A 16,448-nucleotide genomic window follows, 5' to 3' on the forward strand; every position below is an offset into this window, starting at 1 on the left:
GTCGATATGCGTCTGTTGAAATCCATGATCCCCGCCGCGCTGGCCCTAGCGTACAGTGCCGGTGCCCTCGCCCAACCTCAGGTCAGCGTCTACAACTGGACCGATTACATTGGCGAAACCACCCTCGCCGACTTCCAGTCCTCCAGCGGGATCAAGGTGATCTACGACGTCTTCGACTCCAACGAAACCCTCGAAGGCAAACTGCTCGCCGGGCGTACCGGCTATGACGTGGTGGTGCCGTCCAACCACTTTCTCGCCCGTCAGGTGAAGGCCGGTGCGTTCCTCAAACTGGACCGCTCGCAACTGCCAAACTGGAAAAACCTCGACCCGAAACTGCTGGCCCTGCTCGAGAAAAACGATCCGGGCAACGAGCACTCGGTGCCGTACCTGTGGGGCACCAATGGCATCGGCTACAACGTCGACAAGGTCAAGCAAGTGCTGGGTATCGATCACATCGATTCCTGGGCCGTGCTGTTCGAACCGGAAAACCTGAAGAAACTCACCCAATGCGGTGTGTCGATGATGGACTCGGCCGATGAAGTGTTCCCGGCGATCCTCAACTACATGGGCATGGACCCGCGCAGCGAGAAACCCGAGGACTACAAGAAGGCTGAGGAGAAACTGCTGAGCATCCGGCCGTACATCACCTATTTCCACTCTTCGAAATACGTGTCCGACCTGGCCAACGGCGACATCTGCGTGGCCTTCGGTTATTCCGGCGACGTGTTCCAGGCCGCCAACCGCGCCAAGGAAGCCAAGAACGGCGTGAACATCGCCTATTCGATTCCCAAGGAAGGCGCGAACCTGTGGTTCGACCTGCTGGCGATTCCCGCCGATGCCGGCAACACCAAGGAAGCCCACGCCTTCATCAATTACCTGCTCGATCCGCAAGTGATCGCCAAGGTCAGCGCCTCGGTCGGCTACGCCAACCCGAACCTGGCGGCCAAGCAATTCATGGATGCCGATCTGGTCAACAATCCCGAGGTCTATCCGTCCCAGGAAGTCCTCGACAAGCTCTACATCTCCTCTACCCCGCCCCAGTCGATCATGCGTCTGATGACCCGGTCCTGGAGCAAAGTGAAGTCGAACAAATGAATCAGTACACCCAGGAACACGCCCTCTCCTATTACGCCGCGTCGGCCCGGGGCAGCACACCCTATCCGGAACTGGCGTGTGATCTGATCGCCGATGTCTGTGTGATCGGCGGCGGGTTCACCGGCGTCAACACGGCCATCGAGCTGGCGCAGCGCGGGCTCTCGGTAATTCTGCTCGAATCCCGGCGCATCGGCTGGGGCGCCAGCGGGCGCAATGGCGGGCAACTGATTCGCGGGATCGGTCATGACGTCGAAGGTTTTGCCCGGCATGTCGGCAGCGAAGGCGTGCGCTACCTGCACCGGGCCGGGATCGACTCGGTGGAGCTGGTGCGCCAGCGCATCACCGACAACGCCATCGAGTGCGACCTGCGCTGGGGTTTCTGCGAGCTGGCCAACACACCGGCGCAATTCGATGCCTTCAAAGCCGAGCAGGACAGCCTGGCGCAGCTGGGTTACCGCCATGAAACGCGGCTGGTTGCGCCTGAGCTGATTCGTCAGCAAGTGGTGAACGCCGGTGTCTACAAGGGCGGACTGATCGACATGGGCTCCGGCCACTTGCATCCGCTGGATCTGGTCCAGGGCGAAGCGCGGCTGGCGGCATCCCTGGGGGTACGGATTTTCGAGCAGAGCCCGGTGCTGGAAATCGTCCATGGCCAGACCGTTCAGGTGCGCACCCAGAGCGGCACCGTGCGCGCCGGCAGTCTGGTACTCGGCTGCAACGCGCATCTGGATGAGCTCGAACAGCAACTCAGCGGCAAGGTCCTGCCCGCCGGCAGTTACATCATCGCCACCGAACCGCTTTCGGCGGAGCGCGCCGCCGAGCTGATTCCGCAGAATCTGGCGCTGTGCGACCAGAAAGTCGGCCTCGATTACTACCGGCTCTCGGCGGACCGGCGTTTGCTGTTCGGCGGCGCCTGCCATTATTCGGGACGGGATCCGGCGGACATCGCCGCCTACATGCGACCGAAGATGCTCAAGGTCTTCCCGCAACTGGCGGACGTACGCATCGACTATCAATGGGGCGGCAAGATCGGCATCACCGCGAATCGCTTCCCGCAGGTCGGTCGACTGAAGCAGCACCCGAACGTGTTCTATGCCCAGGGTTATTCCGGCCACGGCCTGAACGTCACCCACTGGTGCGCCAAGCTGCTGGGCGAAGCGATTCATGCCGGTCACAGTCAGGGCATGGACGTGTTCAGCAATGTGCCGCACATGACCTTCCCCGGTGGCCCGGCGCTGCGTTCGCCGCTGCTGGCACTCGGCATGTTCTGGTATCGCCTGCGGGAGTTGTTGGGATAAAGCGTCCTGCACATTTGCTCTATCGCGAAGCACTTCTATATTGATGAAGTGCTTTTGCGTTCCTGACGCTCAGTGCCCAATACACTCTGGAGGTCATGGATGGAGTCGTCAGCCGCCGATCAACCGCGAACGCCCGGCCAGGCGCCGGTCAAGACCCGGCGTTTCAGCATTTCGCTGGTGTGGATCGTGCCGATCATCGCGGTGCTGGTGGGCATCTCGCTGGTGGTGCACAACCTGATGCAGGAAGGCCCCAGCATCACCGTCACCTTCAAGACCGGCAGCGGCCTGACCGCCAACAAGACCGAAGTCAAATACCGTAACGTGGTGATCGGCCAGGTCACGGACGTCGAGCTGAGCGACGACCAGAAAAGCGTCAACGCCACGATCAAACTGGCCAAGCAGGCCGAAACCTTTACCCGCGAAGATTCGCAGTTCTGGGTCGTGCGCCCGCGCATCGGAGCGGGCGGAGTTTCGGGCATAGACACGTTGCTGTCCGGTGACTACATCGGCGCGGATATCGGGCAGTCAAACTCACGTTCGAAGCACTTCAAAGGCCTGGAAAACCCGCCGCCGATCACCTACGGCGAACCGGGCAAGCGCTTCAATCTGCATGCCTCGGACCTTGGTTCGCTGGACATCGGCTCGCCGGTCTATTACCGCAAGATCCCGGTCGGTCAGGTGGTGGCCTACGCACTGGACGCCGATGGCAAAGGGGTGAACATCGAGGTGTTCATCCACGCGCCAAACGATGCTTTTGTCACCGAAAACACCCGGTTCTGGAACGCCAGCGGCATTGACGTCAACGTCGGCGCCAACGGTTTTGCGGTGAAAACCGAGTCGTTGTCGACCTTGCTGGTGGGCGGCATCGCCTTCCGTGCGCCGGAGTACAGTCCCAATGATGTCGCTGCCGCTGAAGAAAGGACTTACGACCTGTTCGACGATCAGCAAACCGCCCTCGCCCCGCCCAACGGCAAGGCGCAGTACCTGAGTCTGCGTTTCGATCAGGCACTGCGCGGACTGAAAGTCGATGCGCCGGTGGAGTTTCTCGGCATCGAGATCGGCCGGGTGGTCAGCGTCAACCTGGACTTCGATGCGAAAAAACGCAGCTTCCCGCTCAACGTCGGCATCGTGATCTACCCGGCCCGCCTCGGCCAGGCTCACATCAAGATGCTCAAGGTACTCGAGCACAATCCGGACGATGAAGCCGCCGCCGTACGCCTGATCGGCACCTTTATCGACAACGGTCTGCGCGCCCAGGCCCGCAGCGGCAACCTGCTGACCGGCCAGTTGTACATTGCTTTGGACTTCTTCCCCAAGGCAGAAAAAGTCGCGTTTGACCCGACCGTCCGCCCGATCAGCGTTCCGACCGTTCCCGGCAGTCTTGAGCAACTGCAGGAAAAACTCGAAGCGATGATCGACAAGCTCAACAAGCTACCGGTGGAACGGATTGCCGGCAACCTCGACAGCAACCTCGTGGAATTGCGCAAAGGCCTGACCCAGTTCAACGCCAAGACCCTGCCCGGCGTGCAGAACACCCTCGCCGACGTGAGTAAGACCCTGCAATCGGCCAGTTCGACCCTGGCCGAAGATTCGCCACAACGCGAACAACTGACCGAGACCCTCGACGAGCTCGGGCGCATGTCCCGTTCGCTGCGTGAGCTGTCCGATTATCTGGGCCGACATCCGGAATCGTTGATTCGCGGCCGCCCCGACAACGCCGCGCCGCTGGACCTCAAAGGGCCGCCGCGCAATTGAGCACAGGAGCTGTCCCATGGCTTTAAAGCTGAAGTTCACCGTGCTCGCGATCGGCCTGCTGCTGGGCGCCTGCAAAAGCGCCCCAATCAGCTTTCACACCCTGACGCCGACGCAACCGATGGCCGGCCGCGCCGGTTCGGAAATCGCCATCGAAAGTATCAGCGTGCCACCGCAGGTCGACCGGCCGCAGATCGTCATCCGCCAGGGCAACAGCGGCCTGGCGATCCTTGAGACTGAATGGTGGGGCGCGAGCCTCAGTGATGAATTGCGCAGCGCGCTGGTGGATCAACTGAGCAATGCCGGCGGCCCACGCAAAACCTCGGTGCGCATCGATGTGCAACGCTTCGATTCGATACCCGGGCAATACGGGCTGATGGACGTAAAATGGCGCCTGCGCCAGGCCAACGCCGGGGACGATGCCCTGCTCGCCTGCCGCTCGCTGCTGCAAACCCCGTCCGGGCCGACCATCGACGATCTGGTGGTGGCCCAACAGAACAACGTCAAGCGTCTGGCTGCATTGATCAGCCAGGCCTCCACCAGCTCACGCGGCTGCCCACCCGCCTCCTGATCGAAACGCAATGCCTACAAGTCGAAGCGATCCACCGCACGGCGCCGCTCGTTGTCGTCGCGCACGTCGTAATTGGCGGTCGTCTGGATATTGCTGTGATGGGCCAGCTTCTGGGCGATCGACAGGTCATGCTCTTCGATCACCCGGGTGATGAACGAACGGCGGAAATCATGGGGCATGATCTTCACCCCGACCTGGGTGCCGCGCTGGCGGGCGATGTAATAGATCGCGTGCTTGGTGATGCGCTCGCGGGTGATGTGGCTGCCACGGCGAATGCGGTTGAACAGAAACGCATCGTCGCTCTCGCCTTCCTTGAGCTCTGACCGACGAAACTCCAGCCAGGCATTCAGTTTGGCGAACGCCCAGGCCGGCGCATACTTGATCAGCTGTTTATTGCCCTTGGCGGTGACACAGAGACTGCGTTCGGTGAAGTCAACCTGATTCAAGTCCAGATCCACGGACTCCGACTTGCGCATGCCGGTGCCATACAACAGCGCAATCACCGCCGCATCGCGCAAACCTTGTGGTCGTGGATCCGCCGCGCAGACTTCCATCAATTCATGAATCAGCGTGCGCTTCAGATTGCGCCCCTGAGACAGTCGCGTGCCGGCAATGCCTTTGACCGAGCGCATCTTCAATAGATGGTCCTGGCTGATAAGACTCATGCGCCAGGCTTCATTCATGACACCGCGAATTGCGTTTACATACAGCGAAGAAGTGTTCGGTGCGTAATTGTCGGCGCGCAATGCGGCGACTAACGCAACGACATCGTCCGGTTGCAGCGCATGCCAGGGAATGTCTTCAACGTTCATGTCTTCGAAACCGAGACGGTCGGCGGCATCTTGTAAAACGTAACGCATGGTGAGTTGGCTGGAGGGAGCCAAACGCGCCAGATACACGGTCATCGGGTTGGTTTTCAGGGTGTCGGGGGATGCAACGGGTAAGTCAATCAAACGTCGGGCCTTGAGTAAAAGCAGTTCAACACAGCAACTAACAACTGCAACATTCTTAATATAAGGGGAACACTTCCGTAGGACTTTTCTACTAAAAACCGCGATAAACGGTAGAAGTCTGAACAGTGGCTGTATGGGTTTCAGATAAACGATTCGCCGACCGGTTTTTCATGTTCCTTTCACAAAAACGGGCATAACCTTAATTCCACTGAGTCCTGTGCCGGCGCTGCCCAAGCTGCCGGGCAATGCCTGAAAAGTCAACCGAACCCGACGTTATGTCGTCTTGGCAACTTATTGATGCAAAGGATTTTTTCGCATCTACGCCTTGATTGGATCCAATTTCTCAATGGATCTTTTTCTTTTTTCTTTGCAATGAGGTGTGCATGAGTCAGGCGTTTCTCCCCTTCTCCCGCCCCAGTATCGGTGATGAAGAAATTGTTGCCGTGGAGCAAGTTTTGCGCTCCGGCTGGATCACCACCGGGCCGAAAAACCAGGCCCTCGAAGAACAGTTTGCCCAGTACGTCGGCAGTCGCCATGCCGTGGCACTTTCCTCGGCCACCGGTGCCATGCATGTAACTTTACTGGCGCTGGGAGTCGGCCCCGGCGATGAAGTCATCACCCCGTCGCAGACCTGGGTGTCTACCGCCAACATGATTTCCCTGCTCGGCGCCACACCGGTGTTCGTCGATGTCGACCGCGACACTTTGATGACCGACGCCGCGCGCATCGAAGCCGCCATCACCCCGCGCACCAAAGCGATCATTCCCGTGCATTACGCCGGCGCCGCGTTCGATCTCGATCCGCTCTACGCCCTGGCCGACAAGCACGGCATCGCCGTGATCGAAGACGCCGCCCACGCCGCCGGCACTCGCTACAAAGGCCGCCACGTGGGTTCGCAAGGCACCGCGATCTTCTCGTTCCACGCGATCAAGAACATGACCTGCGCCGAAGGCGCGATGTTCGTCACCGACGACGAAGCCTTGGCCAACCGCGTGCGCATGCTCAAGTTCCATGGCCTGGGCGTCGATGCCTACGACCGCCTGACCCACGGTCGCAAACCCCAGGCCCAGGTGATCGAGCCCGGTTTCAAATACAACCTGGCCGACATCAACGCCGCGATTGCGCTGGTGCAACTGGAGCGTCTGGACGCGATCAACGCCCGCCGCACCGAACTGGCCACGCAATACCTGCAAAAACTCGAAGGCCTGCCGGTGCAACCGCTGGCCGTGCCGCAATACGCCCAACAGCACGCCTGGCACCTGTTCATCCTGCGTATCGACAGCGAGCGCTGCGGCATCGATCGCGAAGCCTTCATGAAGGGTTTGCAGGAGCAAGGCATCGGCACCGGCATCCACTTCATCGCCACCCACCTGCACACCTGGTATCGCCAGCGTGATCCGCACCTGTCCCTGCCCGACACCGAGTGGAACTCGGCGCGGCTGTGCTCGATTCCCTTGTTTCCCGACATGACCGACCAGGATCTGGACCGGGTCGTCGGGGCCATTGCACACCTGATGGGGAAACGCCCGTGAGACCTTATCCGATTCATTGCGTGTCGATCGTCATCCCGGTCTACAACGAAGAGGACAGCCTGCCGGAGCTGCTTCGCCGCACCCAGGCCGCCTGCCAGCAATTGCGGCATGACTACGAAATCGTGCTGGTCGACGACGGCAGCCGTGACGCCTCCGCGCAACTGCTCGAAGACGCCGCGTCAGTCGAAGACAGCCCGTTCGTGGCAGTCATCCTCAACCGCAACTACGGCCAGCACGCGGCGATCATGGCCGGTTTCGAACAGTGCAAGGGCGACGTGGTGATCACCCTCGACGCCGACCTGCAGAACCCGCCGGAAGAAATCCCGCGTCTGGTGGCCGAGGCCGAAAAAGGCTTTGACGTGGTCGGCACCGTGCGCGGCAACCGTCAGGATTCGGCGCTGCGCCGTTATCCGTCGAAACTCATCAACCTCGCCGTGCAACGCTCCACCGGCGTCGCCATGAGCGACTACGGCTGCATGCTGCGCGCCTACCGCCGCACCATCATCGACGCGATGCTCGCCTGCCGTGAACGCAGCACGTTCATTCCGATCCTCGCCAACAGCTTCGCTCGCCACACCACGGAAATCACCGTGGCCCACGCCGAGCGCGAGCACGGCGATTCGAAATACAGCCCGATGCGTTTGATCAACCTGATGTTCGACCTGATCACCTGCATGACCACCACGCCCCTGCGCCTGCTGAGCATCGTCGGCTTCGCCATGGCCGGGCTCGGCGTGCTGTTCGCGGCGGCGCTGATCGTCATGCGCCTGGCCTTTGGCGCCGGATGGGCCGGCGATGGCCTGTTCGTGCTGTTCGCCGTGCTGTTCGTGTTTACCGGTGGCCAGTTCATCGGCATGGGCCTGCTGGGCGAATACCTGGGGCGCATGTACAGCGATGTGCGCGCCCGCCCGCGTTTCTTCATCGAAAAGGTCCTGCGCGGGCACCCCGCCACGCCGGCCCCCGCCATCACCGTTGACGGCCTCACTTCCAATTCCACGTCCGATCAGGTTCTCTCATGAGCGCAAAAACCGTTGTCTTCGCCTACCACGATATTGGCTGCGCCGGCATTCAAGCCCTGCTCGACAGCGGCTACGACATTGCGGCGGTGTTCACCCATGCCGATGATCCGAAGGAGAACACCTTCTACGCCTCGGTTGCACAACTGTGCGCCAGCAAAGGCATCGCGGTTCATGCACCGGAAGACGCCAACCACCCGTTGTGGATCGAGCGGATTGCCAGGCTTGATCCGGATTACATCTTCTCGTTCTACTATCGCCACCTGCTGAGCGAGCCATTGCTGGCGCTGGCCAAAAAAGGCGCGTTCAACCTGCACGGCTCCTTGCTGCCGCGCTACCGTGGCCGCGCCCCGGCCAACTGGGTGCTGGTCAACGGCGAAACCGAAACCGGCGTCACCCTGCATCGCATGGTCAAGCGCGCCGACGCCGGCGCCATCCTCGCCCAGCAACGCGTGGCCATCGAACGCAGTGACACCGCGCTGAGCCTGCACGGCAAACTGCGGATCGCCGCCAGCGACCTGCTGCGCGATGCACTGCCGGCGATGTTGCACGGCAAACTGCGGGAAACCTCGCAGGACGAATCCCGGGCCACGGTGTTCGGCCGGCGCACCCCGGCAGACGGCAAACTGGTCTGGGCGCAACCGGCCGAAAAACTGTTCAACCTCGTGCGAGCCGTTACTCAGCCCTACCCCGGCGCCTTCTGCGCCGTGGGCGAGCACAAGCTGATCGTCTGGAGTGCCGAAGTCGTCAAGGGTAACGAAGGCCAGGCGCCGGGCCGGGTCATCAGTGTCGATCCGCTGCGCATCGCCTGCGGTGAAGATTCGCTGCTGATCAACGCCGGCCAGCGCAACGACAACGGCCTGTACCTGAGCGGCCCGCAACTGGCCAATGAACTCGGTCTGGTGGACGGCTCGCTGTTGCGCGGCGCCGAATCCGGTCGCGGGCCACGCCGTACACGGGTGCTGATCCTCGGCGTCAACGGTTTCATCGGCAACCATTTGTCCGAGCGTCTGCTACGCGACGAGCGCTACGAAGTCTACGGCCTGGATATCGGCTCCGACGCCATCGACCGCCTGCGCAGCCACCCGCGTTTTCACTTCGTCGAAGGCGACATCAGCATTCACTCGGAGTGGATCGAGTACCACATCAAGAAATGCGACGTGGTCCTGCCGCTGGTGGCCATCGCCACGCCGATCGAGTACACGCGCAATCCGCTGCGGGTGTTCGAGCTCGACTTCGAAGAAAACCTGAAACTGGTGCGCTACTGCGTCAAATACAACAAGCGCGTGATCTTCCCGTCGACCTCGGAAGTCTATGGCATGTGCCAGGACAAACACTTCGACGAAGACACCTCGAACCTGATCGTCGGCCCGATCAACAAACAGCGCTGGATCTACTCGGTGTCCAAGCAACTGCTGGACCGGGTGATCTGGGCCTACGGCGCCAAGGGCCTGAACTTCACCCTGTTCCGCCCCTTCAACTGGATGGGCCCACGGCTCGATCGCCTCGATTCGGCGCGCATCGGCAGCTCCCGCGCCATCACCCAGTTGATCCTCAACCTGGTGGAAGGCACGCCGATCCGCCTGTTCGACGGCGGCGAGCAGAAACGCTGCTTCACCGACATCGCCGACGGCGTCGAGGCGCTGGCGCGGATCATCGATAACGACAACGACGTCTGCAACGGCCAGATCATCAACATCGGCAACCCGGACAACGAAGCGAGTATTCGCCAGTTGGGCGAAGAACTGCTGCGCCAGTTCGAGGCTCACCCGTTGCGTTCCAACTTCCCGCCGTTCGCCGGTTTCCGTGACGTGGAAAGCAAGGCGTTCTACGGCGCCGGTTACCAGGACGTCGAGCACCGCAAACCGAGCATCGCCAACGCCAAGCGCCTGCTGGACTGGACGCCGACCGTGGAAATGCGCGAGACCATCGGCAACACGCTGGACTTCTTCTTGCGTGAGGCCATGGCCGAAATCGAGAGCAAGCGTTGATGCAGGCCGGTTTGCGCATCGACGTCGACACCTTTCGCGGCACCCGCGAAGGCGTGCCGCGCTTGCTGGAAATCCTCGATGAAGCGCAGATCAAGGCGACGTTTTTCTTCAGTGTCGGCCCGGACAACATGGGCCGGCACCTGTGGCGCCTGATCCGTCCGCAGTTTCTCTGGAAGATGCTGCGCTCCAACGCCGCCGGCCTGTACGGCTGGGACATTCTGCTCGCAGGCACGGCGTGGCCGGGCAAGCCGATCGGCCGCGACCTCGGGCACCTGATGCGTCAGGCCCGGGCCGCCGGCCACGAAGTCGGCCTGCACGCCTGGGATCACCACGGCTGGCAGGCCAATGCCGGGCGCTGGAGCGATGCGCAACTGGTCGAGCAGATCCGTCAGGGCGTCGACACCTTGTGCGACATCCTTGGCGAAAAGGTCACGTGCTCGGCCGCCGCCGGTTGGCGTGCGGACGAGCGTGTGATCGAAGCCAAACAGGCCTTCGGCTTTCGCTACAACAGCGATTGCCGTGGGCAGCGGCTGTTCCGCCCATTGCTGTCTGACGGCTCGGTCGGTGCGCCACAGATTCCGGTGGACTTGCCGACCTTCGATGAAGTGGTCGGGCCGAGTGTGGCGGCGAAGGATTTCAACGCCTTCATCCTCGACCGGTTCCGCCCGGACAACCTCAACGTCTACACCATTCACGCCGAAGTAGAAGGGATTCTGATGGCCGAAGACTTTCGTCGACTGCTGGCCGACGCCCGCCAGCGACATATCCACTTTCAGCCGCTGGGCGACTTGCTGCCCGCGTTTCTCAACAGCCTGCCCGTCGGCCATGTGCAACGCGGTGCCCTCGAAGGCCGCGAAGGCTGGCTGGGAGTGCAAGGCGCATGAGCAAACGCTGGGCATTGCCGCTGTTGCTGGGGATTTTTCTGCTGGCTTATCTACTGCCGCTGGGCAGTCATGGTCTGTGGATTCCCGATGAAACCCGTTATGCGCAGATCAGCCAGGAAATGCTGCTGAGCGGCAACTGGGTGTCGCCGCATTTCATGAACCTGCGTTACTTCGAAAAGCCGGCGGCCGGATACTGGATGATCGCCCTCGGGCAGGCCGTGTTCGGACAGAACCTGTTCGGCGTGCGGTTTGCCTCGGCCCTGAGTACCGGGCTGAGCGTGCTGCTGTGCTTCCTCATCGCCCGCCGTTTGTGGAACGACCCGCGCAAAAGCTTCGTCTGCGCCCTGCTCTACATGAGTTTTGTCATCGTCGCCGGCCAGGCCGGTTACGCCAATCTGGATCCGCAATTCACCTTCTGGGTCAACCTGAGTCTGGTGGCGCTGTGGTTCGCCCTCGACAGCCGCTCCAACGGCCAGCGCCTGGCCGGCTGGGCGGTGCTGGGCCTGGCGTGCGGCATGGGGTTCATGACCAAGGGTTTTCTCGCCTGGCTGCTGCCGGTGCTGATCGCCTTGCCGTGGATGCTCTGGCAAAAGCGCTGGAAGGAGTTGCTGTTGTTCGGCCCGATTGCGATTGCCGTAGCAATCATCGTCAGCCTGCCGTGGGTACTGGCGGTGCACGGTCAGGAACCGGATTACTGGCGGTTCTTCTTCTGGCACGAGCACATCCGCCGGTTTGCCGGTGACGATGCGCAGCATGAAGCGCCGTGGTGGTTCTACCTGCCGCTGCTGGTGGCGTTCAGTCTGCCGTGGGTGGGAATGTTGCCGGTGGCACTCAAGCAGGCGTGGCAGACCCGCCGCGAAACCAGCATCGCGTTTCTCGGCCTGTGGCTGCTGATGCCGCTGCTGTTCTTCAGCCTGAGCAACGGCAAGCTGCCGACCTACATCCTGCCGTGCCTGCTGCCGCTGGCATTGCTGCTGGGCCACGCGCTGGCCGATCGCTTGCGTCTGGAGCAAGGCCGGGCGCTGGGCCTCAATGGCCTGCTGAACCTGTTGCTGGGACTGGTAACGCTGATCGGGCTGGTTTACGTGCAACTCAAGCGTCCGCTGTACGACCACGAATTGCACAGTCTGGTGCTGGTGTTCATCGCCCTGACCGGCTGGATCATCAGCAACCTGCTGCAGGCCTTCCGCCCGTTGCAATGCTGGGCGGCGCCGGCGGTGGGCAGTCTGCTGCTGATCGCATTGCTGCCGGCGGCACTGCCCAAATCGGTGGTGGCGAACAAGATGCCTGACCAATTCGTCCTCGCCCACCAGACGGAACTGGCGGCCACCACGCACCTGTTGAGCAACGACCTGGGCGCTGCGTCGGCCCTGTCCTGGCGGGTCAAACGCCCGCAGGTGGCGATGTACAACACGATAGGCGAATTGAAATATGGCCTTGCCTATCCTGACGGCATTCACCAACGGGTCGATCCCGATCAGGTGCAACAGTGGATGCGCGAAGCCCGCAAGACCGGTTCGGTCGGCGTGGTGATGCGGGTCAAGGGGCAAGACGAACTGGACGAACTCGACAGACTGCCCAAGGACGGCGTTCGTTATGAGCAAGGCAACCTGGTGATCATGATTCTTCCGCAGGAGGCCTCATGAGCCTGTGGCTACTGTTGCTCGCCTGCCTGCTGACCTGCCTTGGCCAGGTCGCGCAGAAATTCGCCGTCGAGAGCTGGCGCGGCGCGAGCCTGTCGTGGTCGCGCAAGGTGCGCTCGCCGTGGCTGTGGCTGGCGCTGTTTGCCCTCGGCGCCGGTCTGTTGGTGTGGCTGCTGGTGTTGCAGCACCTGCCGGTCAGCATCGCCTACCCGATGCTCAGCCTCAATTTCGTGATCATCACCCTGATCGCCCGCTTCGTGTTCAAGGAGCCCGTCGACGTTCAGCACTGGTTCGGCGTGTTGCTGGTGATTGGTGGCGTGGCGCTGTTGGGGCAACAGTCATGAACCAGGCTCGTGGAATCTTCTTCGCCCTGGCCAGCGTGCTGCTGGTCAGCGTGGCGCAACTGAGCATGCGCTGGAGCATGACGCGCCTGCCCCGGCCGGATCAGTGGCTGGCTCTGCCCAGCGTCGATTCAACCGCACTGGCCGTGGTGCTCGCGGCGATCTTCGCCTATGCGCTGTCGATGCTCTGCTGGCTCGCCGCCCTGCGCGATCTGCCGCTGGGCCGGGCCTATTCGTTGCTGAGCATCAGCTATGCGCTGGTGTACCTGCTGGCGGCCAGCCTGCCGCTGTTCAACGAATCCTTCAGTTTCTCCAAATCACTGGGCGTGGCGCTGGTCATGCTCGGGGTCATCACCATCAACACTCGTCCGGCCCGTGCGCCCGAATTGAGGAGTTCGCCATGAAAATCACAGTGTTTGGTAGCGGTTATGTCGGCCTGGTGCAGGCCGCCGTGCTGGCCGAAGTCGGCCATGACGTGGTGTGCATGGACATCGACGAGAAAAAAGTCGAGCTGCTGCGCCAGGGTCACGTCAGCATCTTCGAGCCGGGGCTGGCCAGCCTGGTCCGCGAGGGTCTGGACGCCGGGCGCCTGCAATTCACCTGCGATGAAAAACTCGCGGTGCAGCACGGCAAGGTCGCGTTCATTGCCGTCGGCACCCCGTCGAAGGAAGACGGTTCGGCCGACCTGCGTTACGTGCTGTCGGTGGGTGATGCCGTGGCCCGTCACCGTGAGAAACCGCTGATTCTGGTGGAGAAATCCACCGTTCCCGTCGGTACCGGCGACACCTTGCGCACCCACTTGGACAAAGCGCTGATCAAGGCCGGGCGTCTGTTGCAGTTCGATATCGTCTCCAACCCGGAATTTCTCAAGGAAGGTTCAGCCGTCGCCGATTGCCGTCGGCCCGACCGGATCGTCATCGGTTGCGAACGCGAAGAAGTGCGCGACGTGATGCGTGACCTGTATTCGCCGTTCAACCGCAACCACGACCGCATCATGTTCATGGACCTGCGCAGCGCCGAGCTGACCAAGTACGCCGCCAACTGCATGCTGGCGACCAAGATCAGCTTCATCAACCAGATCGCCGAGCTGGCCGAACACCTGGGCGCGGACATCGAATCGGTGCGCCAGGGCATCGGCGCCGACAGCCGCATCGGCTACCACTTCATCTACCCCGGTTGCGGTTACGGCGGTTCGTGCTTCCCCAAAGACATGCGCGCGCTGATCCACAGCGCCGAAGAGGCGCACTGCTCCAGCGATTTGCTGCAAGCGGTGGAAGCGATCAACCAGCGGCAAAAACACAAATTGTTCGAACGGATCAACGCGTTCTACAAGGGCGAACTGCGCGGCAAGACCTTCGCCCTGTGGGGCCTGGCCTTCAAGCCCAACACCGACGACATGCGCGATGCGCCGAGCCGGGTTTTGCTGGAATCGTTGTGGGCCGCCGGCGCCAGCGTGCGGGCGTTCGACCCGGAAGCGATGCAGGAAACCCAGCATCTGTACCCGGAAGAATCGAAACTGATGCTGATGGGCACCCCGGAATCGGTGCTCGCCGGCTCCGACGCGCTGATCATCTGCACCGAATGGCAGCAGTTCAAGGCGCCGGACTTCGATCTGATCCAGCAACGCCTCAAGGCCCCGGTGATCTTCGACGGCCGCAACCTGTACGACGCCGAACGCCTGGCCCGCAACGGCTTCCATTACTTCCCGATGGGCCGTGGCGAATCGCGCACCCTGCCGATTCCGTTGCAGCAATGGCCCCACGCCTCGGACGTGGCTTGATCGGGTTGACCCCTGCCCTGCGCCGGCAGTCCCTGATCGCAGGGCTGCTGGCGTTTCTGCTGTTCATCGCCGGTGTGTATGGGCAGGCGCCCATCGGTTTCGACTCACGCTTCGTGTTGTTCGCCCAGGAAATGCTCCGGCACGGGCCCAGTGTGTTTCCCACCACCTATGGTGAGCCGTACGCCGATTATTCGTCGCTCTCGACCTTGTTCATCTGGCTGTTGTCGTTGCCGTTCGGGACGGTCAACAGCCTGACGGCGTGGCTGCCGAGCGCAGTGGCCGGCGCGGTGATCGTGACGTTGATGTATCGCTTGCTCGCGCCTTCGTCCGTGCGCTGGGCGGTGGTCAGCATCGCGCTGCTGATGCTCACCAGCACCTTCATCACCGAGACCCGCGCGGTGTCGCAGGACCTGATGCTCGCCGCCGTGGCGTTTTCGGTGTTCTACCTCGGCTATGCCCACGACCATTTCGCTGCTGGTCGACGCTGGCCGCTGGTGTTCATTCTGTTGCTGCTGGGGTTCGGCATTCGCGGGCCGATCGGCCTGGTGGTGCCGACCGGCATGCTGTGCAGTTACTACCTGATGGATCGCCAATGGTCGCGTCTGTTGATCTTCGGTGTGCTGGCTTCGCTGCTGCTGGCGGCATGCGTCGGACTGTTGTTGTGGCTGGCGGATATCAACGGCGGGCCGGCGTTTCGGCAGGACGTGATCCGCATGCAGTTCATGGGGCGCATGGACGGCAGCGAAGGCGTCAGCGGTTCGCTGTATTACTTCACCAGCTCCTTGGGCAACTACGCGCTGGCGTATCCGCTGGCCTTGCTGGCACTGGCGGCGGCTTGGCTGAGCAAACCCCGGCACCGCGGCCCGGCCTTGCGACTGGTGCAGTATTGCGCCGCGGCGGGATTGATCGTGATGCTCGGGCTGTCGATTCCCCAAGCGAAAAAGGCCCGTTACCTGCTGCCAATGCTGCCCATGGCGGTGATCATTGCGGCGTATCCGTTTCAGGTGTTGCACGGCCGGGTGTTTGCCTGGCTGCGCGTCGGCATGCAGGGACTGTGGTTGTTGATTCCCGCATTGTTGATCGTCCTGTTGTGGGTGGCGAAGCGACGGTTTCCCGAGTCATTGACCGACCTGACGCCGGTAATGATCGTGCTCGGATTGCTGCAACTGGCCGCGTTGTCGCGGTTGTGGCTGGCGCGCTGGCGATCCGAAGTCCTTGCTTTCAGCGCCGTGTTGGCGGTCTGGTCGGCGTACGCGCTGGTGTTTGAGCCAGTGGAGCGCCAGCTCTATGACACGCGATCCTTCAGTCAGGCGGCACTGGCGCGGATCCACGAGCAACCCGCGCCGCTGGTGCTGCATGGCATGGGCAAGGACGCCAAGGCGATCAAGTTCATGGTCAACGCCGAGCAGGATCTGCAACCGCTGTTCACTGAAACCACGCAAGCGCTCGAAGCGCTCAAGGGGCCGGCGTGGCTGATGATGGATCGCAGCGACTATCAGGCCCTGCAAGGCACGCCGCTCGGAACGCTGCAGCCGGTGCTGAGCGGGCGTTTCGACAAAAACGATTATGTGTTGCTGTGGCTGACGCCTTAA

At 62.0% G+C, this 16,448-nt stretch carries 14 protein-coding genes; 13 read left to right on the plus strand and 1 reads right to left on the minus strand.

From position 1 onward, the window contains the following. The first annotated feature begins 6 nt into the window (after window positions 1-6). From KJY40_RS15505 to KJY40_RS15520, 4 genes are all read left to right on the plus strand, one after another. The gene (locus KJY40_RS15505) at window positions 7-1,095 is read left to right on the plus strand and encodes a polyamine ABC transporter substrate-binding protein (protein WP_230730988.1); all 1,089 of its coding nucleotides are present in this window, start codon (window positions 7-9) and stop codon (window positions 1,093-1,095) included. Next, the gene (locus tag KJY40_RS15510) at window positions 1,092-2,393 is read left to right on the plus strand and encodes an NAD(P)/FAD-dependent oxidoreductase (RefSeq protein ID WP_230730990.1); all 1,302 of its coding nucleotides are present in this window, start codon (window positions 1,092-1,094) and stop codon (window positions 2,391-2,393) included. Before KJY40_RS15505 ends, KJY40_RS15510 begins: the two co-directional genes overlap by 4 nt. A gap of 99 nt (window positions 2,394-2,492) precedes the next feature. Beyond that, window positions 2,493-4,148: a PqiB family protein gene (locus tag KJY40_RS15515; protein WP_230730992.1), complete on the plus strand. Its 1,656-nt coding sequence runs from the start codon at window positions 2,493-2,495 to the stop codon at window positions 4,146-4,148. Window positions 4,149-4,164: 16 nt separating this feature from the next. After that, window positions 4,165-4,716: a PqiC family protein gene (locus KJY40_RS15520; protein WP_230730993.1), complete on the plus strand. Its 552-nt coding sequence runs from the start codon at window positions 4,165-4,167 to the stop codon at window positions 4,714-4,716. Window positions 4,717-4,730: 14 nt separating this feature from the next. Here the strand turns inward: KJY40_RS15520 and KJY40_RS15525 are convergent, their stop codons facing one another. Then, window positions 4,731-5,621 carry a site-specific integrase gene (locus KJY40_RS15525; protein ID WP_230737701.1) on the minus strand — a complete coding sequence of 297 codons (891 nt, stop codon included), beginning with the start codon at window positions 5,619-5,621 and terminating at the stop codon, window positions 4,731-4,733. Between the two features lie 431 nt (window positions 5,622-6,052). Here KJY40_RS15525 and arnB point away from each other — a divergent pair, with 431 nt between their 5' ends. From arnB to KJY40_RS15570, 9 genes are read left to right on the plus strand one after another with little or no spacing between them, the layout of a single operon-like run. After that, entirely contained in the window at window positions 6,053-7,201 is a 1,149-nt protein-coding gene (gene arnB, locus KJY40_RS15530; RefSeq protein WP_230730995.1) for a UDP-4-amino-4-deoxy-L-arabinose aminotransferase, read from the plus strand. After that, window positions 7,198-8,220 carry an undecaprenyl-phosphate 4-deoxy-4-formamido-L-arabinose transferase gene (gene arnC, locus KJY40_RS15535; protein ID WP_230731001.1) on the plus strand — a complete coding sequence of 341 codons (1,023 nt, stop codon included), beginning with the start codon at window positions 7,198-7,200 and terminating at the stop codon, window positions 8,218-8,220. Before arnB ends, arnC begins: the two co-directional genes overlap by 4 nt. Further along, entirely contained in the window at window positions 8,217-10,208 is a 1,992-nt protein-coding gene (gene arnA, locus KJY40_RS15540) for a bifunctional UDP-4-amino-4-deoxy-L-arabinose formyltransferase/UDP-glucuronic acid oxidase ArnA (RefSeq protein ID WP_230731002.1), read from the plus strand. Before arnC ends, arnA begins: the two co-directional genes overlap by 4 nt. Then, complete coding sequence (gene arnD / locus KJY40_RS15545; RefSeq protein WP_230731003.1) at window positions 10,208-11,092, plus strand: 4-deoxy-4-formamido-L-arabinose-phosphoundecaprenol deformylase; 885 nt, start codon at window positions 10,208-10,210, stop codon at window positions 11,090-11,092. The genes arnA and arnD overlap by 1 nt, the downstream gene beginning before the upstream one ends. Then, a complete protein-coding gene (arnT, locus tag KJY40_RS15550; RefSeq protein ID WP_230731005.1) occupies window positions 11,089-12,738 on the plus strand; it encodes a lipid IV(A) 4-amino-4-deoxy-L-arabinosyltransferase in 1,650 nt (549 codons plus the stop codon). Before arnD ends, arnT begins: the two co-directional genes overlap by 4 nt. Continuing rightward, on the plus strand, window positions 12,735-13,079 hold the full coding sequence (gene arnE, locus KJY40_RS15555) for a 4-amino-4-deoxy-L-arabinose-phosphoundecaprenol flippase subunit ArnE (protein ID WP_230731006.1): 345 nt from the start codon (window positions 12,735-12,737) through the stop codon (window positions 13,077-13,079). The genes arnT and arnE overlap by 4 nt, the downstream gene beginning before the upstream one ends. Then, window positions 13,076-13,480 (plus strand): 4-amino-4-deoxy-L-arabinose-phosphoundecaprenol flippase subunit ArnF, encoded by a 405-nt coding sequence (gene arnF, locus KJY40_RS15560; RefSeq protein WP_230731007.1) that lies wholly within the window; start codon window positions 13,076-13,078, stop codon window positions 13,478-13,480. The genes arnE and arnF overlap by 4 nt, the downstream gene beginning before the upstream one ends. Continuing rightward, window positions 13,477-14,856, plus strand: a complete 1,380-nt coding sequence (locus KJY40_RS15565; RefSeq protein WP_085603465.1) for a UDP-glucose dehydrogenase family protein — start codon at window positions 13,477-13,479, stop codon at window positions 14,854-14,856. Before arnF ends, KJY40_RS15565 begins: the two co-directional genes overlap by 4 nt. Next, a complete protein-coding gene (locus KJY40_RS15570; RefSeq protein ID WP_230731008.1) occupies window positions 14,829-16,448 on the plus strand; it encodes an ArnT family glycosyltransferase in 1,620 nt (539 codons plus the stop codon). The genes KJY40_RS15565 and KJY40_RS15570 overlap by 28 nt, the downstream gene beginning before the upstream one ends.

Origin of the sequence: Pseudomonas fitomaticsae (assembly GCF_021018765.1) — a bacterium.
GTDB classification, from domain to species: domain Bacteria; phylum Pseudomonadota; class Gammaproteobacteria; order Pseudomonadales; family Pseudomonadaceae; genus Aquipseudomonas; species Aquipseudomonas fitomaticsae.

What these genes read in the sequence shown, in the direction of transcription:
- arnD (WP_230731003.1), top strand. Translation starts at nt 10,208, where the DNA reads ATGCAGGCCGGTTTGCGCATCGACGTCGACACCTTTCGCGGCACCCGC.
- KJY40_RS15510 (WP_230730990.1), top strand. Translation starts at nt 1,092, where the DNA reads ATGAATCAGTACACCCAGGAACACGCCCTCTCCTATTACGCCGCGTCG.
- KJY40_RS15525 (WP_230737701.1), bottom strand. Translation starts at nt 5,621, where the DNA reads ATGACCGTGTATCTGGCGCGTTTGGCTCCCTCCAGCCAACTCACCATG.
- arnB (WP_230730995.1), top strand. Translation starts at nt 6,053, where the DNA reads ATGAGTCAGGCGTTTCTCCCCTTCTCCCGCCCCAGTATCGGTGATGAA.
- KJY40_RS15505 (WP_230730988.1), top strand. Translation starts at nt 7, where the DNA reads ATGCGTCTGTTGAAATCCATGATCCCCGCCGCGCTGGCCCTAGCGTAC.
- KJY40_RS15570 (WP_230731008.1), top strand. Translation starts at nt 14,829, where the DNA reads ATGGCCCCACGCCTCGGACGTGGCTTGATCGGGTTGACCCCTGCCCTG.
- KJY40_RS15520 (WP_230730993.1), top strand. Translation starts at nt 4,165, where the DNA reads ATGGCTTTAAAGCTGAAGTTCACCGTGCTCGCGATCGGCCTGCTGCTG.
- arnE (WP_230731006.1), top strand. Translation starts at nt 12,735, where the DNA reads ATGAGCCTGTGGCTACTGTTGCTCGCCTGCCTGCTGACCTGCCTTGGC.
- KJY40_RS15565 (WP_085603465.1), top strand. Translation starts at nt 13,477, where the DNA reads ATGAAAATCACAGTGTTTGGTAGCGGTTATGTCGGCCTGGTGCAGGCC.
- arnF (WP_230731007.1), top strand. Translation starts at nt 13,076, where the DNA reads ATGAACCAGGCTCGTGGAATCTTCTTCGCCCTGGCCAGCGTGCTGCTG.
- arnT (WP_230731005.1), top strand. Translation starts at nt 11,089, where the DNA reads ATGAGCAAACGCTGGGCATTGCCGCTGTTGCTGGGGATTTTTCTGCTG.
- KJY40_RS15515 (WP_230730992.1), top strand. Translation starts at nt 2,493, where the DNA reads ATGGAGTCGTCAGCCGCCGATCAACCGCGAACGCCCGGCCAGGCGCCG.
- arnA (WP_230731002.1), top strand. Translation starts at nt 8,217, where the DNA reads ATGAGCGCAAAAACCGTTGTCTTCGCCTACCACGATATTGGCTGCGCC.